Origin of the sequence: Anabaena sp. CCY 9910, assembly GCF_963920875.1 — a bacterium.
Classification (GTDB): domain Bacteria; phylum Cyanobacteriota; class Cyanobacteriia; order Cyanobacteriales; family Nostocaceae; genus Trichormus; species Trichormus variabilis.
Genome location: NZ_CAWUDJ010000047.1, coordinates 24,924 through 47,079, shown reverse-complemented (window position 1 = coordinate 47,079; position 22,156 = coordinate 24,924). Strand labels below are relative to the sequence as shown.

The 22,156-nt window shown below is 41.3% G+C and carries 16 protein-coding genes and 1 pseudogene; 10 read left to right on the top strand and 7 right to left on the bottom strand.

Annotated elements, in window-relative coordinates; all coding sequences use genetic code 11:
- Positions 1 to 68: 68 nt before the first annotated feature.
- The 5 genes from recR to ACM5QX_RS25000 form a co-directional block, all read right to left on the bottom strand.
- Positions 69 to 626 (bottom strand): recombination mediator RecR, encoded by a 558-nt coding sequence (gene recR, locus ACM5QX_RS25020; protein WP_011319038.1) that lies wholly within the window; start codon positions 624 to 626, stop codon positions 69 to 71.
- Positions 627 to 881: 255 nt separating this feature from the next.
- Positions 882 to 2,450 carry an alkaline phosphatase D family protein gene (locus tag ACM5QX_RS25015; RefSeq protein WP_414755995.1) on the bottom strand — a complete coding sequence of 523 codons (1,569 nt, stop codon included), beginning with the start codon at positions 2,448 to 2,450 and terminating at the stop codon, positions 882 to 884.
- A 181-nt stretch (positions 2,451 to 2,631) separates the two neighbouring features.
- On the bottom strand, positions 2,632 to 3,309 hold the full coding sequence (locus ACM5QX_RS25010) for a DevA family ABC transporter ATP-binding protein (RefSeq protein ID WP_414755994.1): 678 nt from the start codon (positions 3,307 to 3,309) through the stop codon (positions 2,632 to 2,634).
- 28 nt (positions 3,310 to 3,337) lie between these two features.
- The gene (devC, locus tag ACM5QX_RS25005; protein WP_414755993.1) at positions 3,338 to 4,495 is read right to left on the bottom strand and encodes an ABC transporter permease DevC; all 1,158 of its coding nucleotides are present in this window, start codon (positions 4,493 to 4,495) and stop codon (positions 3,338 to 3,340) included.
- A gap of 16 nt (positions 4,496 to 4,511) precedes the next feature.
- Complete coding sequence (locus tag ACM5QX_RS25000; protein ID WP_414755992.1) at positions 4,512 to 5,711, bottom strand: ABC exporter membrane fusion protein; 1,200 nt, start codon at positions 5,709 to 5,711, stop codon at positions 4,512 to 4,514.
- A 124-nt stretch (positions 5,712 to 5,835) separates the two neighbouring features.
- Between ACM5QX_RS25000 and ACM5QX_RS24995 the strand changes: the two genes are divergently transcribed.
- The 7 genes from ACM5QX_RS24995 (at position 5,836) to ACM5QX_RS24965 (ending at position 14,571) form a co-directional block, all read left to right on the top strand.
- Entirely contained in the window at positions 5,836 to 6,387 is a 552-nt protein-coding gene (locus tag ACM5QX_RS24995; protein ID WP_414755991.1) for a PadR family transcriptional regulator, read from the top strand.
- A gap of 442 nt (positions 6,388 to 6,829) precedes the next feature.
- Positions 6,830 to 7,252, top strand: coding sequence for a hypothetical protein (locus ACM5QX_RS24990; protein ID WP_414755990.1), 423 nt, complete (start codon positions 6,830 to 6,832; stop codon positions 7,250 to 7,252).
- Positions 7,253 to 7,348: 96 nt separating this feature from the next.
- Complete coding sequence (locus tag ACM5QX_RS24985; protein ID WP_414755989.1) at positions 7,349 to 9,445, top strand: hydantoinase/oxoprolinase family protein; 2,097 nt, start codon at positions 7,349 to 7,351, stop codon at positions 9,443 to 9,445.
- Positions 9,446 to 9,529: 84 nt separating this feature from the next.
- Positions 9,530 to 11,086: a hydantoinase B/oxoprolinase family protein gene (locus tag ACM5QX_RS24980; RefSeq protein WP_414755988.1), complete on the top strand. Its 1,557-nt coding sequence runs from the start codon at positions 9,530 to 9,532 to the stop codon at positions 11,084 to 11,086.
- 117 nt (positions 11,087 to 11,203) lie between these two features.
- Entirely contained in the window at positions 11,204 to 12,604 is a 1,401-nt protein-coding gene (gene gor, locus ACM5QX_RS24975) for a glutathione-disulfide reductase (protein ID WP_414755987.1), read from the top strand.
- Positions 12,605 to 12,650: 46 nt separating this feature from the next.
- Positions 12,651 to 13,304, top strand: a complete 654-nt coding sequence (locus tag ACM5QX_RS24970; RefSeq protein WP_414755986.1) for a YqiA/YcfP family alpha/beta fold hydrolase — start codon at positions 12,651 to 12,653, stop codon at positions 13,302 to 13,304.
- A 112-nt stretch (positions 13,305 to 13,416) separates the two neighbouring features.
- Positions 13,417 to 14,571: a histidinol-phosphate transaminase gene (locus ACM5QX_RS24965; protein WP_414755985.1), complete on the top strand. Its 1,155-nt coding sequence runs from the start codon at positions 13,417 to 13,419 to the stop codon at positions 14,569 to 14,571.
- A 48-nt stretch (positions 14,572 to 14,619) separates the two neighbouring features.
- Here the strand turns inward: ACM5QX_RS24965 and ACM5QX_RS24960 are convergent, their stop codons facing one another.
- Entirely contained in the window at positions 14,620 to 15,159 is a 540-nt protein-coding gene (locus ACM5QX_RS24960; protein ID WP_414755984.1) for a hypothetical protein, read from the bottom strand.
- Between the two features lie 813 nt (positions 15,160 to 15,972).
- A complete protein-coding gene (locus ACM5QX_RS24955; protein WP_414755983.1) occupies positions 15,973 to 16,617 on the bottom strand; it encodes an N-acetyltransferase family protein in 645 nt (214 codons plus the stop codon).
- Positions 16,618 to 17,202: 585 nt separating this feature from the next.
- Between ACM5QX_RS24955 and ACM5QX_RS24950 the strand changes: the two genes are divergently transcribed.
- From ACM5QX_RS24950 to ACM5QX_RS24940, 3 genes and pseudogenes are all read left to right on the top strand, one after another.
- Positions 17,203 to 20,673, top strand: a complete 3,471-nt coding sequence (locus tag ACM5QX_RS24950) for a response regulator (RefSeq protein WP_414755982.1) — start codon at positions 17,203 to 17,205, stop codon at positions 20,671 to 20,673.
- Between the two features lie 53 nt (positions 20,674 to 20,726).
- A complete protein-coding gene (locus tag ACM5QX_RS24945; RefSeq protein WP_414755981.1) occupies positions 20,727 to 21,971 on the top strand; it encodes a hypothetical protein in 1,245 nt (414 codons plus the stop codon).
- Positions 21,972 to 22,042: 71 nt separating this feature from the next.
- Positions 22,043 to 22,156, top strand: a pseudogene (locus ACM5QX_RS24940) (Uma2 family endonuclease); the annotation flags it as partial.

The following is a 22,156-nucleotide window of genomic DNA, read 5'->3' as shown; positions in this document are numbered from 1 at the left end:
CAGGTTTTATAATTACGAAAAAGCGCTCTCGTTATTTATTAGAGAGCGCTTTTTTGTTTTATCTATAATTAATCTAATTCTCTGCGTCCTTCTAAAGCTCTTGCCAGTGTAATCTCATCGGCGTATTCTAAATCTCCGCCTACGGGCAAACCAAAGGCGATTCTTGTCACTTTAGTGAATGGTTTTAAGAGTTGACCAACATACAATGTTGTTGTCTCCCCTTCTACACTGGGACTAATCGCCAAAATAACCTCTTTAGGTTGCTGCTGACTTACCCTCCGCAACAAAGGAGTTATCGTCAACTGTTCTGGGCCAATTCCATCCATCGGCGAAATCACCCCACCCAGGACATGATACTTACCTTTGAATTCGCGGGTTTTCTCTAGGGCAATCACATCGCGGGAATCTGCTACTACGCAGATAGTATTATTTTCACGGTTAGGATTGCGGCAGATTTCACAAACTGGTTCAGAAGATAAGTGAAAACAGACAGAACACAAGCCTATCTGCTTTTTCGCTTCAACTAGAGCTTGTGCTAAAGCTTCTACTTCAGATTCTGGTCGCTTCAAAATATGCAAGGCTAGGCGCTGGGCTGTTTTGGGACCAACTCCAGGGAGGCGTTGCAATTGCTCAATTAACCGTGCTAAAGGACGTGCGTAAACCGTGGTTTTGTCTCCAGAATGCTTTTACTTTAACTATGATGGCATTTTTACACAATTTTTGATGTCAATTATATTGATTAAAACCGCGTAGGTTAAAGTTTGAGAAGCGATCGCATTCATATCACATCATTAGCCAGTAACGTAAGAGATAGATATTCTAGCTAAAAGAAAAAGAGAGGAAAAAAGCAATTGCTAAATCCTCTCCTAAAATCCTACATATCACGCTGTTTTTGCACCTGGCTGCCCGTTTTCTACCACAAAGGAAGCGAGGGTGCTAATAGAAGCATTCTCTTCAAGGATACTGGACACCACACGGTAATCAGTTTGCCAACGTTCTCTAGTTAGTTGGCAACGAACATAACCGCGATAAGCACCATCGAAGAATTTTGTATGGGGGTTGTTGTTCAAAGCTGCTCTAACTGGTGCAATGGAATTTGTAGGAAAGCTAGAAGTAATGGAAGTACCCACAAACTCAGTCCCTACGGTTGCTGACAGTGGATTATTAAAGTCAGCTTTTAAATCATGTACCCAACTGGAATGGATATCTCCAGTAATTACTACTGGGTTTGAGGGTCTACGCTGTGCTAAAAAACTCAAGAGGCGATTACGAGCCGCGACATAACCATCCCATTGGTCAACGTTGAAGACTTGGGAATCGGGACGAGCATCAAAATCAAATTGACCAAGCATTGTTTGTTGAGCAATTACATTCCAGCGTGCTTTTGATTTGTCTAGTCCTCTGAGTAACCAACCTTCTTGTCTTGCACCTGTCATAGTCGCGGCTGCGTCTAAAGCTGCGTTACACAGTGGCTTGAGTCCATCATTACAAGGTTGGTCAGTCCGGTATTGGCGAGTATCTAAGACATTGAACTCAGCTAAATCCCCAAAAGTTAACCGTCGATATAGCAGCATACTAGATTGCTTGGGCAAGGAAGATAGGCGCAATGGCATATGCTCATAGTAAGCTTGGTAAGCACTGGCTCTTCGGCGCTCAAATGCTTGCCGACTCTGGTCATCTTCGGGAATGAAGTTGGCATAGTTATTATCTACTTCATGGTCATCCCAAGTAAAAATCCAGGGGAAGTTAGCATGAGCTGCTTGTAAATTTACGTCAGTTCGATACAAAGCGTAGCGGTTACGGTAATCGCTAAGAGTAATGATTTCTGGGCCGATATGCTGACGTGGTGCACCAGAGCGAGGCCCATACTCATAGATGTAGTCACCTAGATGTACCACTAGGTCTAGGTCTTCTTCAGCCATATGCTTGTAGGCTGTGTAAAAGCCATTCTGCCAATCTTGGCAAGAAGCAAAGGCGAAATTAAATTTTTGAATAGAGCTATGAGGTGCTGCGGCTGTACGTGTACGTCCTTTGGGGCTGACTTCATTACCTACTTTGAATTGATACCAGTACCAACGATCAGGCTCTAGCCCGCGCACATCAACGTGTACTGAGTGAGCTAGTTCTGGTGTTGCTAGGACTGTTCCTTTTTGTACAACCTGTGTCATATTTTCATCCCGTGCGATTTGCCACTGCACAGGAATATTCACTGGTGACATACCACCGCCGTTTACTGGATCTGGTGCTAGTCTTGTCCATAACACCACGCTATCAGGTAAGGGATCTCCAGAGGCAACACCTAGAGTAAATGGATAGCCAGAAAATCTTGTTTGTGCCATCACAGGATGCAGTTGACTGGCTACTACTAACCCTGTGATTAGTCCTGCACCTAGTAAAAAATTCCTGCGTTTGTAACGGGTTGCGAGGAAGTTGCGATTTATTAATTCCATATTTACCCCTACTAAGATGTTGAGATATTGGCAAGCTACTTGAGTTTGTCTAGCAAGGGAAATTTATCAATAGATTATCAAGTGGGGTTTAAGACGATGTTAAGTGATTGGTAATTGGTCACTATTCCAATAAGCTATGGCGCTTTTAAATTACATATTCAGTTGCATAGTTTTTTGACTGTTAATTTTGATGCAAATAACCGTCCTCCATGTGAATAATGCGATCGGCAATATCTAAAATGCGATTATCATGAGTGACTAGCAAGATTGTGCAACCCTGTTCTTTAGCTAATTTCTGCATTAAATTGACGACATCTCGCCCGGATTTACTATCTAAAGCGGCTGTGGGTTCATCGGCTAATACTAGTTTAGGATGATGTACTAAAGCACGCGCGATCGCTACTCTTTGTTTTTGCCCACCTGAGAGATCATCTGGATAATAATTGAGTTTTTCTCCTAAACCTACAGTTGTTAGCATTTCTGCTGCTTTTGTGGTTGCTGCACGAAAGGAAATACTCTGGTTCATTTCAAATGGCATTTGTACATTCTGTTGGGCTGTGAGAAACCCTAGAAGGTTATGGGCTTGAAATATATAACCAATATTCCGCCGCACTTCTACCATTTCATTTTTAGTAGCGCCAGATAGTTCTTTACCTAATATTTCTAAGCTCCCTGATTGCACAGAACGCAAACTACCAATGAGTGTAAGTAGAGTAGTTTTCCCTGAACCAGAGGGGCCAGTCATGATGACAATTTCCCCTGGTTGAATTGTTAAATTGATATCAAAAAGTATCTGCTTTTTGAGTGAACCTTCACCATAATAATGATTGAGATGAGAGATAGAAATGGCAGGTAACATAATAATTTATAATTAACTATATTGGTGTTTAGAAAATATCAGCCGGGTCAGCAGCTTGTAATTTTCTAATGGCGAGTGAGGCAGAAATTGAACACATCAAAGTTGTGATCATAAATATAAATACTGCCCGATCTATTGTCATCATGATAGGGAGGAGTGTTGCTTGGCGCGTAATCATATATAAGCCTTGGGAAATGGCAATGCCAGGAATAAAGCCAATAGCGGCTAAAATCAAAGCTTCTTGAAAAACAATTATGAGTAAGTAGCGATTTTTGAAGCCTATAGCTTTTAAGGTTGCATATTCTGGCAGGTGATCAGAAACATCACTATAGAGAATTTGATAAACAATAACTGCGCCTACCATGAAGCCAATTATTGCACCTAAAGTAAATGTAAAACCTACGGGTGTGCTACTGTTCCAATAGCTTCTTTCTTGGTTGGCAAATTCTTGTTTTGTTAAAATATTTATATCATCGGGAAGATTAGCTTTTAAGTTAGCTAATACCCAATTTATATTTGCTCCTGGTTCTAACTTAATCAAACCTAAGTCAATTAGTCCTGGTTGCCGTCTTTGATTAAAGAGGCGGAAAAAATTCACATCGCTAGTGATGAGATTACCATTAATGCCAAAGGAAGTTCCTAATTTAAATAAGCCAACAGTTTTAATTTGACGATTATTAATTTCTGTAGTGAAAGTGCCACTAGTTTGAAATTTAGACACAATCTGACCAAATTCTTTGCGAGAACCTAGATCAAACAGCACAGTATCAGGTTCTCTTAATTTAGTTAAATTCTCTTGTACACCAGCTAAATTAAGTACTTTCTCTTCAGGATTAAAAGCAATAACGTAAATATTCCAAGTTTCTTGATTATCAGGGTTTTTCCAAGGAAGAGGATCAACATAGATGGGACTGACTGATTGCACACCAGTAAAACCCATTGCTTGATAAAGTCTGCGTTGGGAAAAACGCTGCTGTGAAAACAAGGATTTGTAACGACTACTCACCAGAACAATCTCACCTTCCAAGCTGTTGTGTAGTTGCACAGCACCATCAAACAAAGCTTCGCGGATACCAAGTTGTAAAAACATCAGCACATCTGCAAAAGCAATACCGGCGATCGCTACTAGCATCCGTGCTTTTTCCCGCGATAATTGCAACCATGCTAAAGGAATTTTTCTTTTCATAGTTAGTTGTTGGTTTTCAATTTAAGGCGATCGCTACTTTGACTTTAGAGTTAGTTAAACCAGTGACTCTTTGGCTGGATTCGGGGTTGAGGCGGATTTTTACTTCTACTACTCGTGCATCGATATCGGCGGCTGGATCGGTGTTGAGTACGTCTTTTTTAGCAATTAGTAAGCCAATATCCTCGACGGTTCCTGTCAATTCTCCGGGTAGGTTGAGTTGAGTTACAGTTGCGCGTTGTCCAACTTTGACGCGGTTGATATCAACTTCATACACTTCTGCAACTACATACATTTGATTAGTCTGTCCGATTTCTACAATACCTTTGTCACTGACTACTTCCCCAGCTAAGGTATGAGTTTTCAGGATTTGACCAGCTTTAGGCGACTTTACATAAGTCAAGTCTAAATTAGCTTGGGCTTCTTGAACTGCGGCTTTGGCACTTGCTACTTCTGCTTGTGCTGCTTGCACATCTGTAGGACGCACCTCTGCAATTCGGTTTAAGGTGGCTTTTGCTTGTCTAAGTCTTTCTTGCACAGTTTCTGATGTTTGGCTGCGGTTGGCTAAGGCTTCCCGTAAACTTTCCTCAGTGGTTTCTAGAGTTAGTTTTTTACTATCTCTCATAGATACAGAAACCGCGCCATCTGCTTGCAATGATTGATAACGCTGATATTCAACTTGAGCATTTCTCACTTCTGCTTCTAAGCGCCTCACCGTCGCCACTCTGGCTGCAACTTCTTGGCGTAGTTCTGCTGCTAATTCTGCAATTATGGCTTGTTGAGCAGCAATTTCTCCCTGTTTGGCTCCAGCTTTTACCTGTGCTAGTTGCGATTGTGCTACTACAACTTGTTGTTTAGCTCTATTTAAGGCTGCTAGCCGAGTATCGCGGTTATCTAGAATAGCAATGATTTGTCCCTTGTTGATGCGATCGCCTTGTTTTACCAACAATTCTGTTATGCGGTTACTACCAGCAGTCTGGGAAACTGACACCTGTACAACTTCACCTTGCGGTTCTATCCTCCCCAAAGCAGTAATAGCCTTGATTGGAGGACGCTGATCAATTACCAATGGGGTAACTTCTTTCCCAGAATTTCCCACGCCAGAGGCTAAATACAACGAACCAGCTGCGCTTGCTAACGCTATGGCAACTATACCAAAAATGAGCTTTCTATTAGGGTAACTGAGATTCCTGAATCGGTCTGGATGGAGGTTTTGCATAAGTCATCGCCTAGATATTGGCAGATTTACTGTATACAACATTTTATATTTGCAAAGTTTTATTCAACTTGTTGTATACAAGTTCTAGTGTACACTTAAGAAAATATCTGTCAAGTAGTTTTTTATGGGTTTATCGCAAGCAATCCTGACCTGTCTAATTGATGCTCCCCACAGTGGTTATGATCTTTCTAAAGTTTTCAGCGAGTCTGTAGGTTATTTTTGGCAAGCTTCCCAGCAACAAATCTACAGAGAACTGGGTAAACTGGAGTCTGCTGGTTTGATTGTGTCCGAGGTGATTCCCCGTGAAGGTCGCCTGGATAAAAAAGTGTACTCAATCACCGAACAAGGAAAGCAGCACCTAATCGAATGGATGCACAAACCCAGCGAACCAGATGTAGTCAGAGAAGATTTGTTAGTCAAAATTTTTTCCGGTGGTCTAGTACCAGTCAGTCTGCTGATAGAAGATGTCACACGTCATCGCCGAATCCATTTAGAAAAATTACTTACTTATGGAGAGATTGACAAAGGGAAATGTCCTTACCCGAAAGAACTAAATAAGGATGAAAAATTGAGAAATTTAGTCTTAAAAGCGGGAATTAAATATGAGCAAGCTTGGATAGAGTGGTGTGATGATGCACTTGAAGTTTTAAAAAATCTATCGGAAGTAGGAAGATGATTATGCTGAATATTTAATATTGATAAAATAAAACACTAAAAGTGAAAAATTCCAAGGTTATCCTCGTGAACCACAGTTTTATTTTCAAATTAAAAATTATAGAAAATCAAATTCTATTTTCTGTTAATAGGTAAGGGATAATTGGTAAATGTCATTCCTATTACCCATTACCAAAAACTCTACCCACAAAAGAATGGATTTTTTTATTCTGATAATTATGTCTAAAAAATTAGTGAGAGATACTTGATTTATATCAATAATTCGTCAAGAATGAAATCAGCCTCTAGAAAATAGTAGGCCATCTTGGTAATAACCTAACCTTATCCAATGTCCGTAGTCCGCGCAAGCGGACTTTATTTATATCAGCTATTATGTCCCAATATTTCAAAAATTAAGTATGAATTCTATATATTCTATTTTTAATCAATAGGTATTACTAAAAATGGGTAATTTAGATAAAAAGAGAATAGAGACAGTTTTATTTATCACTACTTCTTCTATTAGCGGCGCTACAACTTCAGCCATACCAAGTCCTGGTGGAGAAATACCCAAGCAATTCATCTTAACTGCTTCTGATATTCTCATGTATACCAGCATTTGGAAGATTTATTTTGAAGAAGACTTATCAAGCAAATCACTGTTAGGAATACTGATAGACTTAGGTTTAGTTACTGTTGGTGCAATAGGAACAGCTTATATAGTTAGCAAAGCCAGCACAGCAATTATCAAAGAGATTACCAACTGGACTGGGCCATTGGGATGGGGGGTGACAGCTGCGATCGCTGGTTCCCTAAGTGGTATATTTGGTGTAGCCTGGGCATTACACTGCGATCGCCTGTATTCTCAAAAAAAGCAACTTGCCTAATTTAAGGTTACGTACTATAAGCCATCAAAAACAGCATAAAGACTTCTTTTTAACACACCTAATGGTTATCATACAAATATCCGCATAAATAGGGAAATGTTAAAAGTATTTGCTGACCGGGGTGGTACATTCACAGATATTGTTGCTGTTACCCATAATCCAGAGATCGTAGAGAGATTATCAAAGTCAAACGAACGTTTTTTGATTGTTCCTCTGCCTAATCAAGAATGGATCATAGTATATAAATTACTCTCCGAAAATCCTGAACAATATCAAGACGCAGTTATCCAGGGTATCCGAGATATTCTAGGGATTGCGGATCATCAACCCATTCCTGATGCAGCAATAGAAGTAGTGAAAATGGGAACAACAGTAGCGACAAATGCGCTGTTGGAACGAAAGGGAGATAGGGTTGTCCTGCTGATTACCAAAGGATTTAAAGATGCGTTAAGAATTGGCTATCAAAATCGTCCGAATATTTTCGCTCGGCAAATTGTTTTACCGACAATGCTTTATGAACAGGTAGTGGAAGTAGAGGAACGCTATGATGCCCAAGGCCAGGAATTAACACCTGTAAATATTGTACAGTTAAAAGAAGATTTACAAGCAGTTTACCATACAGGAATTCGTAGTTGTGCCATTGTTTTGATGCACAGCGATCGCTACCCTACTCACGAACGACAAGTAGCCGAAATTGCCCAAGAAATTGGCTTTACTCAAATCTCCATTTCCCACCAAGTTAGTCCCTTAATGAAGTTAGTAAGTCGAGGAGATACAACAGTAGTTGATGCTTATTTAACTCCAATTTTGCGGCGCTATGTCAACCAAGTATCTAGTCAGTTACCTCATATCAGATTAATGTTTATGAAATCTGATGGTGGTTTAACTGATGCTGATAAATTTCAGGGAAAAGATAGTATTTTGAGTGGCCCTGCTGGTGGTATTGTGGGGGCAATTCAAACTAGTAAAAGAGCAGGCTTTGATTTAGTAATTACCTTTGATATGGGAGGTACGAGTACAGATGTTGCCCATTTTAAAGGTGAGTATGAACGTCAATTAGATTCGGAAATTGCTGGCGCACGAATGCGAGTTCCCGTATTAGCAATTAACACAATTGCTGCTGGCGGCGGTTCAATTTTATTTTTTGATGGTTATAGTTATCGAGTAGGGCCAGAATCAGCTGGTTCAAATCCGGGGCCTGCTTGTTATCGGCGTGGTGGAAATTTGGCTGTTACAGATGCCAATGTGATGTTAGGTAAAATTCACCCGCAATATTTTCCTTCTGTGTTTGGAACTAATGGCAATTTACCTTTAGATAAAGATATTGTCATTCAGAAATTTACTCAACTAGCCCAAGATATTGCATCCATTACAGGAAATCATCGTACACCAGAACAAGTAGCAGCTGGATTTATTGCCATAGCAGTAGAAAATATGGCAAATGCGATTAAAAAAATCAGTTTGCAACGTGGTTATGATGTCAGTGATTATGTTCTTTGCTGTTTCGGTGGCGCAGGCGCACAAGTTGCTTGTTTAATCGCTGATACATTAGGCATGAAAAAGATATTCCTTCATCCTTATGCTGGAGTACTTTCCGCTTATGGTATGGGATTAGCTGATGTCCGTGCTACCAGAGTCGCAGGGGTAGAACAACCTCTAACTGAAGAATTAATCCCTCAATTATTGCCGTTGATGGAGTTTTTAGAAATTCAAGCCAAAAATGAATTTAGCAATAATCAAGCAACTAATGAAGAGATAATAGCCGGAAAATTAAATTTAAAATACGCAGGAACAAACTCTACTTTGACAGTTGCTTTTTCTGCAAATGTGACGACAATGAAACAAGAATTTGAGATAGAACATAAATCTCGCTATGGTTTCATCCAGTCAGCCAAAAGCTTAATTGTTGAATCTGTCTCAGTAGAAGTGATTCAAAAAATAAACACTCCTGATGAACCATTAATTACTCGTACTCGTACGATAGATGCAGCACCCAAATCTGTGGAAACAGTCCAAATGTTTACAGCAGATAAATGGCATGATACACCAGTTTACCGCCGAGAAGATTTACAACCAGAAGATAATATTAACGGCCCAGCTATCATCATTGAAAAAATCAGTACGATTATCGTTGAACCTAATTGGCAGGCAAGATTAACTAAACACAATCATTTGATTTTACAACGAGTTTAAAAAAGAGATTAGAGTCTAAAAACTGGTATTTATTACTCAGCATTCGTTACTTTCTTAAAAACTGCTATTTTTAAAAATCCAAAAATGCACATAACATCTCAACCAGATCCAGTCCGCTTAGAAATATTCAAAAATCTCTATCAATTCATCGCTGAACAAATGGGAATTGTTCTGCAAAATACTGCCACATCAGTCAATATTAAAGAAAGACTGGATTTCTCCTGCGCCATTTTCGATTCTTCTGGATTATTAGTCGCAAATGCTCCTCATATTCCTGTACATTTGGGGTCAATGAGTGAAAGCGTCCGCAGTTTAATTAATGATCAAGGCGACACCATAAAACCGGGGAACGTCTATCTATCCAATAATCCCTATAACGGCGGAACCCACCTCCCAGATGTCACAGCCATTACCCCCGTATTCCCAGAAACTAATGAAAATCACCCCACACCATTATTTTTCGTTGCTTCTCGCGGACACCAAGCTGATATCGGTGGGATTACTCCTGGTTCCATGCCTCCCCACAGTACTACAGTAGAAGAAGAAGGAATTCTGTTTGATAATTTTCTCTTAGTTGAGACAGGAAATTTTCAAGAAAATCAAGTAAGAAACTTACTCGTTAATCATATTTATCCTGCTCGTAATCCTGACCAAAATATCGCTGATTTTAAAGCACAAATCGCTGCCAATGAGAGGGGAGTTCAAGAACTACATAAAATGGTGCATCAATATGGTTTGGCAACAGTCCAAGCATATATGAAATTTGTCCAAGATAATGCTGAAGAATCAGTGAGACGAGCAATTGATGTTCTCAAGGATGGCTCGTTTATTTATGAGATGGATGGCGGCGCTAAAATCCAAGTTAAAGTAACTATAAATAGGGAAACCCGTGGTGCAGAAATTGATTTTACTGGCACATCTGAGCAATTAAATAGTAACTTCAATGCACCCAAAGCTGTCACACAAGCAGCAGTTTTATATGTCTTTCGGACGCTGGTTGATGATAACATTCCTCTCAATGCGGGGTGTCTCAAACCTTTAGAAATTATCATTCCCGAAGGATGTATGTTAAACCCCACTTACCCAGGTGCAGTAGTTGCAGGTAATGTGGAAACCTCCCAAACCATTGTTGATGCTTTATATGGTGCGTTGGGTGTGATGGCTGCTTCTCAAGGAACCATGAATAATTTTACCTTTGGGAGCGATCGCTATCAATACTATGAAACCATCTGCGGCGGTTCTGGTGCAGGTTCTAACTTTGATGGTACAGACGCAGTTCATACCCACATGACTAATTCCCTCCTCACTGACCCAGAAGTATTAGAAACCCGCTACCCTGTACTAGTGGAAAGCTTTAGTCTGCGTTCCCACAGTGGAGGTAAGGGAAAATACTCCGGCGGTAATGGAGTAGTGCGCCGCATCCGTTTCTTAGAACCTATGACAGCTAACATTCTTTCTGGACATCGCTTAGTCCCTCCCTTTGGTTTAAATGGCGGAGAAAGCGGACAAGTAGGACGCAACTGGATAGAACGCCACGATGGAAGCCAAGAAACTTTAGAGAGTACCGCCACAGTAGAGATGAATCCGGGGGATGTCTTTGTCATAGAAACCCCTGGCGGCGGCGGATTTGGTTCAAAATAAAAGGTAATAGCAGAGGAATTTTTGACTGTTGACTGTTGACTGTTGACTGTTGACTAATGACAACTGACAAATAACAACTGTTACATTAAATATCAGCGAATAGTATGTTAGGTTATTATGACTTTCGATTATGATTTGTTTGTAATTGGTGCTGGTTCAGGTGGTTTAGCTGCTTCTAAACGAGCCGCTAGCTATGGGGCAAAAGTAGCGATCGCCGAAAATGATTTAGTGGGTGGAACCTGTGTAATTCGGGGTTGTGTACCCAAAAAACTCATGGTTTATGGTTCTCAGTTTCCCTCCTTATTTGAGGATGCCGCAGGCTATGGTTGGCAAGTGGGTAAAGCAGAATTAAATTGGGAACATTTCATCACATCTATAGATAAGGAAGTGCGGCGACTATCCCAACTACATATCAGCTTTTTAGAAAAAGCCGGGGTAGAACTGATCTCCGGTCGTGCTACTTTGGTAGATACTCACACAGTAGAAGTAGGCGATGGTCTACGACCGACCGGAGGTCATCGCAAATATACCGCCGATAAAATTTTAATTGCCGTTGGTGGTCGTCCCCTCAAGCCAGAGTTACCGGGGATGGAATATGGCATCACCTCCAACGAAATCTTTCACCTAAAAACACAACCAAAACACATCGCCATTATTGGTTCAGGTTACATCGGTACAGAATTTGCCGGAATCATGCGTGGTTTGGGTTCAGAAGTCACCCAAATTACCAGAGGTGACAAAATTCTCAAAGGTTTTGATGAAGACATCCGCACCGAAATTCAAGATGGTATGACAAATCACGGTATTCGGATTATCCAAAATACCGTAGTGACAGCAGTTGAACAAGTCCCAGAAGGTTTGAAAATCAATCTATCTGGAGACCAAGAACCAATTATTGCCGATGTATTTTTAGTAGCCACAGGACGAGTTCCCAACGTAGATGGTTTAGGTTTGGAAAATGCTGGTGTTGACGTTGTTGCCAGTTCTATAGAAGGGCCTGGATACAGCACCATGAACGCCATTGCGGTGAACGAATACAGCCAAACCAGTCAACCCAATATCTATGCTGTGGGTGATGTCACAGACCGCTTAAACCTCACTCCCGTAGCCATTGGGGAAGGTCGCGCCTTCGCCGATAGTGAATTTGGCAACAACCGCCGAGAATTCAGTCACGAAACAGTGCCTACTGCGGTATTCTCCAACCCACAAGCCTCCACAGTCGGGCTAACAGAAACTCAAGCACGGGAAAAACTCGGTGATGAAGCCGTCACAATATACCGCACCCGCTTCCGCCCCATGTATCACAGTTTCACAGGCAAACAAGAGCGCATCATGATGAAATTAGTAGTTGATAAAAACACCGATAAAGTTTTAGGCGCTCACATGGTGGGTGAAAATGCTGCTGAAATTATTCAAGGTGTAGCGATCGCTGTCAAAATGGGTGCAACCAAAAAAGACTTTGATGCCACCGTCGGTATTCATCCCTCCGCCGCCGAGGAGTTTGTCACTATGCGATGAAGACAACTGTACAGACGCGATTAATCGCGTCTCTAAAAACTGACCAATGACCCAATACATCTACCTCCACGGTTTTGCTTCTAGCCCTCAATCTGCTAAAGCACAAGATATTCATCAGCGTTTTGCCCAAATTCACACACAGCTAACAATCCCTGATCTCAACGCTGGTGAATTTTCCCAGTTAACAATCACGCGCCAGATTCAGCAAATAGCAGCGACTTTCCCTGATGATTCTGTACCAATAACCCTAATCGGTTCCAGTTTAGGTGGTTTAACTGCTGCTCATCTAGGACAGCGATATTTACAAGTACAACGCTTAGTTTTATTAGCCCCAGCATTTGGTTTTTTATCCCATTGGTTACCCAAAATGGGTGAGGAGGCGATACAAAGTTGGCAAGAAAACGAATATTACCCGGTTTACCATTATGGTGAAGGAAAGTCGCTCCCCCTAAGCTACAATTTCGTCACAGATGCGGCTCAATACCAAGAAAACCAAATACAACGCCCCATCCCCATCTTGATTTTGCACGGCAAACAAGATGAAGTCATCCCCATCACAGCCAGCCGCGATTTTGCTTATTCCCGTCCTTGGGTGGAACTAATAGAACTCGACAGCGACCACGCCTTGGGTAATGTCATAGAAGAAATATGGCAAGCAATTAGCCTATTTTGTCAGTTACCCGAAAGCGGTAAAATATGAACTTAGTCCATAGTTTATAGTCAATAGTCCATAGTCCATAGTTATAAATCAAAATAACTAACTAATGACTAATGACCAATGACTAATGACCAATGACTAATGACTAAAACTTATGCTTCCTTTTATTCGCTCAGACTTAGCCCAATTCACCGCTTATAAACCCCATCCCAGCAGCGATACAGATGCAGCCGTTCCCGTGCAATTGGATCGCCTGGATACTAATGAAAGCCCCTATGATTTGCCACTAGAGTTAAAACAAAAGCTCGCCTGGACTTTTCAGCAGGTAATTGAAAGCAATCGTTATCCTGACGGCGGACATGAGGAACTTAAAGGTGCGATCGCCGAATATGTCAACGAATCCGCTAATATTTCATCATTAACCATTACCGCCGCTAATATATCTGTCGGTAATGGTTCAGATGAATTAATCCGTTCTTTATTAATTGCTACGTGTTTAGGCGCAGAAGGATCTATTTTAGTTGCTAATCCCACTTTTTCCATGTACGGGATTTTGGCACAAACTTTGGGTATTCCTGTCGTGACAGTATCAAGGAATCCTGAGAATTTTGAAATCGACTTAACAGCAGCTCAATCTGCAATTGAACAAACTCAAAATCCACCCATTCGTGTGGTGTTTGTCGTTCATCCCAATTCCCCAACCGCTAATCCTCTAACTGCAAATGAGGTGAGATGGTTAAAAAGTCTCAGCGACCAAATTTTAGTCGTAGTTGACGAAGCTTACTTCGAGTTTAGCCAAACTACCTTAGTTAGCGAATTGACACAGCGACCTAATTGGGTAATTCTACGTACATTTTCTAAGGCTTTCCGATTAGCAGCCATGCGCGTGGGCTATTGTGTCGCTCATCCAGATGCGATCGCTATTTTAGAAAAAGTCCGCCTACCTTACAATCTACCTAGTTTTTCTATTACATCTGCTTTAGTTGCCTTACAAAATCGCCCCATCTTGCTAGAATCCATTCCCCAAATCCTCAATGAACGCGCTAAACTCATTACCGCTCTCTCTAAATATCCAGAATTAGCCGTTGCTGAAAGTGCAGCAAACTTTATTTTCTTGCAGCTTAAAAGCGATAACAAAAATTCCCCGGACACTAATTTACTAAATCTTCATCAACAACTCAAAAACTCTGGCACTCTAGTACGCCAAATTAGCGGTGGATTGAGAATTACAATTGGTACACCTGAAGAAAACATCCGCACGCTTAATCATATACAAACGGCCTTAATAAAGCCAGAGCTTCTAGGCTAGAGCAGACACAAATTAGCAATTAGCAATTAGCAATTACCAAAGATAAATTTATTCCGTTTCACTACCCCAACGACGTACCATTCCCGCCGTTTGTGGTAGCACTCCTACTAACAAAGCAAAAGCAACATCGGGTAAATCAGCCACCGTCGTAGGCGGAAAGTATTGCTCGAATTGATCCAGAATCTTCTGCACTCGCTGCTGAGGTACTGGGTTTTCTGTAATTTGTTTAATTAAACGAATCCATTGTCGCCGAATTAAATAAGCTTTTTGGCGTTCTTCATAAGATTCAGGGCTTAACAAAGAAAGATTACCTATGGGTATGACCTTTTGACAATCACAATCATAGTCCCCACCAATTGCTGCCCCTGGACCCGCAAATTCTGCATGGTAGCGCTTAAATAATATTAATCCGTTCCGTCTCCGACTATTGACGATAAAAACTTCTCCACTGTGCAGAAGTGTCAGAACGTCCGAGCTATGTGATTGCTCAGTCCCATCTAGCATGACAAAATCGTCAAGGCAACTTGTGTCAGGGTAGTAAGTGGATACCATAGTAGTCTGATAGCGCTGGAGTTTTTCGCTATCCATGTTTTTGCAAACTTTTTAATAACTGAGTTGTGTGGACAACTTAAAGTGGATATTTATGGTTAAAAACCACTTCAGTTTTTATTGCTTCTTAGTAGTATAAATTGGCTGTTCAATTTAACTAAGATACAAATATATTAATGCAAATCATTAATTAAGTAACCACATTGTATGTGAATTAATCAACATTGTCTCTAAAATATGTGTAATTTATTTAAAGTTTTGATAAAGTCCAATATATTTAATGATAAGTTATTGTAAGGATTCAAAAGTTTCTATAAGGTAGTTCTACTGATATTGCTATTTATTCAAATATTGATATTTCAGAATATTTATATTTGCCAATATTATAGCAAATTAACGTTTTATGTGAAGATGGAATATTCCTATTATATTTCTTAGTCGAAATAATATAAAGCCAATCAAAAAACTGAAATAGTATTATTTCCACAGAAAAGTTAGTACAACTTCATTTAAGACCATCCTCACACAACGATTCATAGCGATTGTCCGTAGAGATTAGAACTGAGTTCAGAGCAAAGGATAGCATACGGATTTATGGAGTTAATCTTACGGCAAAATCTATGAATGTCTTATTCGTGAGTGGTGAATGCTTACAAATTCATAATGTTTAACCAAAATATTAAGGTGAATGATGCAAATTCATGACTTAAAAAATCTGTTCAGAGAATAATAATTACATGATAGATACCCCCCAGACCATACATTTTCAATTACGACTGTATGGAGTTACTATCTACGAAGGGTAGAATAAAGCCCCTTGTATCACCCCACTTTTTCCCACAAACAATCCAATTAGCCAGTCGAAGCGATATTGATTTGTTTGTGCAAAAGAATGTGTTGAGAGCGTCGAAATAAAAAACTATTCCAATGAGAGTCAATTTTGTGTACCTGATATCCTAACTTAAAATAAAGCTGACGTGCTTGATAGTTATTTTCTAAAACGTGCAGGTATAAGTTTTGAAATCCCCATTCTTGAGAAACTTGCTCACATCTGACAAGCAATTTTGAAGCCACACCATGCCTACGGTATTGAGGATGAACAGCTAAATTAGACAGGTAAGGAAAACTTTTGCCCGTCTGCGTCCAGTAATCACTAAAGCGTACACCAACTTCTACCGTTCCCAGTAACTGATCAACTCCATCGTTAGTAGTTTCCACAGCAACCAAACAAAGGTGATGGGGAGCAGGCGATAACAGGCGATGTTTGAAATCTTCATAAATACCCAAACGGAGTAGTGGAAAAGCCCACCCCCAGAAACCATTCTGAGAGTGAAAACTTTCCGCAATAATTTGGGCGATACTAGTCAAATCAGCAGGTGTAGCAGCACGAATGTGAACTTGGCGAAAACTTGGCTCAGTATCTGCTGTAACTGGCTTGTGGCTAGATGGATCAAAAAACCAGGATGTCAAGGCTAGTTGAATATTAATATTATCCAAATAAAATCTTCTCAAATATTCTAAACAGCAACTGGGAAAATTGAACTTGTAAATTGATTTAATAGTCAATGGTCAGTGGTCAGTTGTCAACTGTTCTTCCATCTATCTCCGTAGGCTTTCGCACTCTTAGCCCAATTCTGTTCGGATGGTGACATAAAATTTCGAGATTTCGACAAAACTTAGGCAGCGTGAGCGCTCTGTCATATCTTTGAATACGGAAGTTTACGGAGAAAGCCTAGCCCCTAATTCCCGTCCTCTTACTCTAAGATAACTGCTATAAATAAAATTTACTTAAATGTGTTAGCACAACTGTCGCAACGGGCAAACTTAATATGTAGCTTCATCTGGTTTTTGCACCAGACTCGAAGAATGTATACAGTAAGACTGAAATGTGTTTGTTGGAGGTGAGGCAAGATTTGACTAATAAGCATCAAATCTGTAAAGCAAAAATCGATAATGAGACCAATTGCACTGCGCTAGCGCAAATGGCAGCCCTAAAAAGCCATTGAGGCAAATTACTGTGAACCAATCCTTCCCAATGAGATTAACCTTTATCCGACTGCCGTTACAGCAGGAAAGCGGTGCATGAAATCCCCAGTAAACAGTAAGCCCAAAATTTTGGTTGTTGATGATGAGCCAGACAACCTTGACTTGCTTTACCGCACCTTTTATCGTGACTACAAGGTGCTGAGAGCTATATCTGGACCTGCGGCACTGGATCTGCTGGCGCAAGAGGGAGAGATCGCAGTGATCATCTCCGATCAGCGAATGCCGATCATGAGTGGTACGGAATTTTTGAGCCTGACAGCTACACAATATCCAGATATTATTCGGATTATTTTAACTGGTTACACTGACGTAGAAGACTTAGTAGAAGCAATTAATGCTGGTAAGGTATTTAAATATGTCACCAAACCTTGGGAAGCCGAAGAACTCAAAGCTGTAGTCCGCCAAGCCCTAGATACTCACAATGTTCTGAAAGCTCGCACTCGTGAACTCACCCGCACGCTGCGCCAAGAATCTCTGCTGAACACTGTCACCAACACAATTCGCAGTGCCTTAGACTATCGACAAATTTTGCAAGCAATTGTCGATACAGTTGGTCATATGTTAGAGGTGGATGTCTGTCTATTACGTTCCTTTCAAGATGGACAATTAGTAGATGAAGGATTTGTCTACCAGAAATATTCTCCAGCTGCGATAGAGAAAACTATACATAATTCTGCCCCCCTGACGATTCTGGCGGATACTGTCTGGGAAACCCGCGAAGTGCAGATAATTCATGATGTGGCAGGTGATGAGCGCCTTCACGGAGATAGCCCAGAACTACAGCACAGAACTGATGCGTTTGCTGCGGCTGATATCCGTTCTAGTTTAGTTGTGCCACTGATTTGCCAACAAGAACTGATGGCTGTTTTGGCACTGCATCAATGTTCCCAAGCACGGATCTGGGGAGAAGAAGAAGTACAGTTAGTTTTGATGGTGGCGGATCAAGCTGCCTTGGCTTTGTCCCAAGCCTACGCTTATGAACAAGTACGGGCGCTGGCAAAACGAGAGTCCTTGATTAATACCATCACAACAGCGATTCGCTCTAGTCTTAATCCTGAAGATATTTTTGCGGCAATTACCCAAAAATTAGGGCAAGCTTTACAAGTTGACGGCTGTGTGTTGTCTTTATGGACGGAAGAGGATGAGTTTGTCAAGTGTGTGGGCTTGTATGATAGTTCTCGACATAGCGAAGACTCGTTGGACAATCACCGGCTGATAACTCAGGAATTACCAGAGTCACAAGCACCTATTTTAGAAAATCCAATTTTACAGGAAATATTAAAAACCCATCAGCCTGTAATAATTACGGATATGAATCATTCAGATTGGGAAACCAAAAGGTTTGATTTAAATTTGAAAATGCCAGCGCGATCGCTCATGGTTGTCCCTTTACTGGCGGATGGCAAATGTATAGGCAGTATTACCCTGCGAGAAGGAAAGAGAGCTAGGCAATGGCTCTCCTCTGATATTGAACTGGCCAAAGCTGTAGCTGCACAAGCAGCGATCGCCGTACAGCAGTCCCATTTATACCAGAAAACCCGCGAACAAGCCGAACGCTTACTGCAATTAGACAAACAAAAAACAGAATTTTTTCAAAACATATCCCATGAATTTCGTACTCCCATCACCCTCATTCAAGGGCCGTTAGAATCGGCAGTGGGAACAGGGGAGGGGTTATCTTATGCCCAAAGTGCGATCGCCTTGCGTAACTCCCGACGGCTGTTGCGGTTAGTTAACCAACTATTAGATTTACAACGCCTAGATGCAGGGAGAATGCAGCCTAGTTTCCGTCCTTGTGATTTAGTGGATTTTGTCAGTCAAATTGTGGAATCATTTCGCCCCTATTGCGAAAAAAAGGCACTACATCTAACTACCGAACTAGATGAGTGTCCTACAGTCTATATAGACATGGAAAAATTCGACAAGGTGGTTTATAACCTCCTGTCAAATGCCATGAAATTTACACCAGAAGGTGGCACAATCAGTGTCAAGTTACAATCCCAAGGACACCACTGCATCTTGCAAGTCCAAGATACAGGTATTGGCATTGTTAAAGAGCAAATTCCCCATCTGTTTGAGCGCTTCCGCCAAGCCGAAGGTTCAGAAAATCGCTCCTATGAGGGTAGCGGCTTAGGTTTAGCCTTAGTTAAAGAATTAGTAGAACTACATGGTGGCAGAGTTACCGTCGAATCAGTCTATGGCAAAGGTACAACCTTTACCCTATGGTTGGTTATCGGTAATGATCACTTACCTCTACAGCAAGTATCAGATACGCCTGTTGAACTTACTACTAGCCGCGCTAGTGTAGAACTAGCTGATTTAGAACTGGTAGAAACAACACTAGAAAATATAGATATAGAAACTATTAATCCCTTACCTATTTCTGAGACTCAGCAGCATACAGCAAACAGCACACAACAATCCACACATTCAATCCTTGTTGTTGATGACAACCCGGATCTGCGAACTTACGTATCCGATATTCTCCGCCGTAGTGGTTATCAAGTTTATACAGCTCGTAACGGTTATGAAGGATTTAGTAAAGTCCAAGAACTTGTTCCTAATTTAATTGTTACTGATTTGATGATGCCTTTGGTCACAGGGTTAGAGATGATTCGGATGATCCGTAATGACGAAAAGGTGAAAGGAACGCCAATCATTTTGCTAACCGCAAAGGTAGATGAGGAAACCCGCATCGAAAGCACAGAACATGGGGCAGATGCGTATTTAGCAAAACCATTTAATGATCGGGAACTTCTAGCAGAGGTTCGCAATCTTTTAGCTTTGAAGGAAAATGAAAAGCGAGTTTTGGAGTTAAATACTTACCTGACAGAATCAGTTCTTAAGCGCTTTTTGCCGCCTGCGTTGGTGTCGAAAGCGGCTGCTGGTTCTTTGAGCTTAGATTTGCGTCCAGAACCGCGTTTAATTACGGTGTTGTTTAGCGACATCGTTGGTTTTACGCAGTTAGCCAACACTCTCAGATCCCGGCGAGTGGCAGAATTACTGAATGAGTATTTAGAGTTCATGACTAAAGCTGTGTTTGATAATGGTGGCACTGTAGATAAGTTTATGGGGGATGCTATCTTAGCTCTCTATGGAGCGCCAGAAGAACTCACACCTAATGAGCAGGTGCGACGAGCAGTGAATACGGCTAGAGCCATGCACAGCTCATTGGCTCAACTAAACCAGCGTTGGCGGGATCAGGGGATATTTGATACCCATGATTATGGGGGTGTACAGTTTCGCTGTGGTATTCACCAAGGGACGGCTGTTGTAGGAATGTTTGGTAGTGCTGAACGTGCCGACTATACTGCCATTGGGCCTAGTGTCAATATCGCCGCTCGATTGCAATCTGCTGCTGTTCCCGGTACAATCTTGGTCTCTGCTGCTGTAGCAGATTATTTACAAGACGAAGAAATTACTAAAGGTAGTCCGCTAAAACTTAAAGGAATAGATGAAACAGTTCTGACTTTTGCTGTGAAATCAGAATTAATGGTTAACCGTTAATATTCATCTAGATTCACCAGCAATAGCTCCGAATCGTATATTTATATCTAAATATGACAACATCGGTAGCGGATAAAACTCCCACTCCCGCTAAAGTCTGGCGGAGACATAATGATCCACCTGGTCTATGGTTTGCTGTAGCTCTAGGTTCAGCTTCACTCCACTTATTAGCTTTTTGGTTGATACGTTCATCTAGTACGGTAGGGTTGTGGTTTCCACAGCCAGATCAAAGTGTTGTCCCTATAGAGTTGATAGAAGTTACGCCTCAGACTAACTCTACAGATAAACCTGCTTCGTCACCACCTCAACAGTCTGTATCTAATAGCACCACAGCACAAGCACCACCAACGTCTACAAATCAAGATGCTGAGATTATAAATTCTGGCGAGCAGTCCCAGCCGGAAAATAATAATGTTGCTCAATCGAAGGTGGAAGTTTTTCCTCAATCGGAATCTACACAAACTACAGAACCAGAACCCACTCCCACGCAAACTACAGAACCAGAACCAGAACCTACACCTACACCAACCACAGAACCAGAACCCAAACCTACACCCACAGTTCCCGTGGGTGAGCTTCCTTGGAATCGTCGTGAAGAAATTGAACTGGGACAGGGAAAACCTCTACCTTCAGATATTCCACCTGTTACACCGGAACAAGTACAACAGTCGGAAACAGTAGAAGACAAAACTCCGCGAGATGAAGAAGACACCCCAGACACATCCTCTGGGGAAACGACAAACACTCCAACGCAGGATAACTCAGCCACCCCTAACAGTGAAACGGCAAACAATCCATCTGGGGACAGTCCACCAACCCCAACAGGAGAAACTGTAAAAATTCCCACTGAGCAATATACCCCAACTCCAACAGAAGAACCTGCAAACACCCCCACTGAGGATAATGCAAATTCTACCGCCAGGGGAGCGATCGCCACATTAGCACCTCTGGCAGAATCAGAAGCACGCCAATTAGTCAATGATTTACCGGAAGTTCTTTCCGCATATCAAGGAAGCAGTTCAAAAACTGTAGACTCTAGCTATCTTCCTGGCGATTCCCCAATTAAGCCGGCACAGTTACTAGCTAGTTTAGTAATTGATAAAAATGGTAACTTCCAACAGGCGATCGTGATCAAAATAGAGCCAGCAAGTTTACAATCTGAGAAAAGCTTATACGAACAACTTGTTGGTGATTTGTTCAAAAACGAAAGCTTTACTCCCGGCCATAATCGGGATGGGACTAAACCGGACTTCAGTAATTTTTTCGTTAGAGTGACAATAGAGCCAACTGGTCAATAGTCTAGGACTTACGTACCCAGATTTTTTGTTGAAAAAGGGTGTAGGGGTGTAAGGGTTTCCAAAATTTGTCCATAGTTGAAGGTGAATATCAGATGACGGCATTTCAAGGGAATAGCCCGATCGCATCACCTAGCTTTCCCCAGTTAATTTTAACCGCACAGCAAATTTTTGATGCGGCTAATTAA

Coding starts and splice junctions, on each gene's coding strand:
- ACM5QX_RS25000 (WP_414755992.1), bottom strand. CDS start 5,711: ATGCAAAACCTCCATCCAGACCGATTCAGGAATCTCAGTTACCCTAAT.
- ACM5QX_RS25015 (WP_414755995.1), bottom strand. CDS start 2,450: ATGGAATTAATAAATCGCAACTTCCTCGCAACCCGTTACAAACGCAGG.
- ACM5QX_RS24990 (WP_414755990.1), top strand. CDS start 6,830: ATGGGTAATTTAGATAAAAAGAGAATAGAGACAGTTTTATTTATCACT.
- ACM5QX_RS24960 (WP_414755984.1), bottom strand. CDS start 15,159: ATGGATAGCGAAAAACTCCAGCGCTATCAGACTACTATGGTATCCACT.
- ACM5QX_RS24970 (WP_414755986.1), top strand. CDS start 12,651: ATGACCCAATACATCTACCTCCACGGTTTTGCTTCTAGCCCTCAATCT.
- ACM5QX_RS24965 (WP_414755985.1), top strand. CDS start 13,417: ATGCTTCCTTTTATTCGCTCAGACTTAGCCCAATTCACCGCTTATAAA.
- ACM5QX_RS24985 (WP_414755989.1), top strand. CDS start 7,349: ATGTTAAAAGTATTTGCTGACCGGGGTGGTACATTCACAGATATTGTT.
- ACM5QX_RS24995 (WP_414755991.1), top strand. CDS start 5,836: ATGGGTTTATCGCAAGCAATCCTGACCTGTCTAATTGATGCTCCCCAC.
- ACM5QX_RS24980 (WP_414755988.1), top strand. CDS start 9,530: ATGCACATAACATCTCAACCAGATCCAGTCCGCTTAGAAATATTCAAA.
- ACM5QX_RS25010 (WP_414755994.1), bottom strand. CDS start 3,309: ATGTTACCTGCCATTTCTATCTCTCATCTCAATCATTATTATGGTGAA.
- ACM5QX_RS24950 (WP_414755982.1), top strand. CDS start 17,203: ATGAAATCCCCAGTAAACAGTAAGCCCAAAATTTTGGTTGTTGATGAT.
- ACM5QX_RS24945 (WP_414755981.1), top strand. CDS start 20,727: ATGACAACATCGGTAGCGGATAAAACTCCCACTCCCGCTAAAGTCTGG.
- devC (WP_414755993.1), bottom strand. CDS start 4,495: ATGAAAAGAAAAATTCCTTTAGCATGGTTGCAATTATCGCGGGAAAAA.
- gor (WP_414755987.1), top strand. CDS start 11,204: ATGACTTTCGATTATGATTTGTTTGTAATTGGTGCTGGTTCAGGTGGT.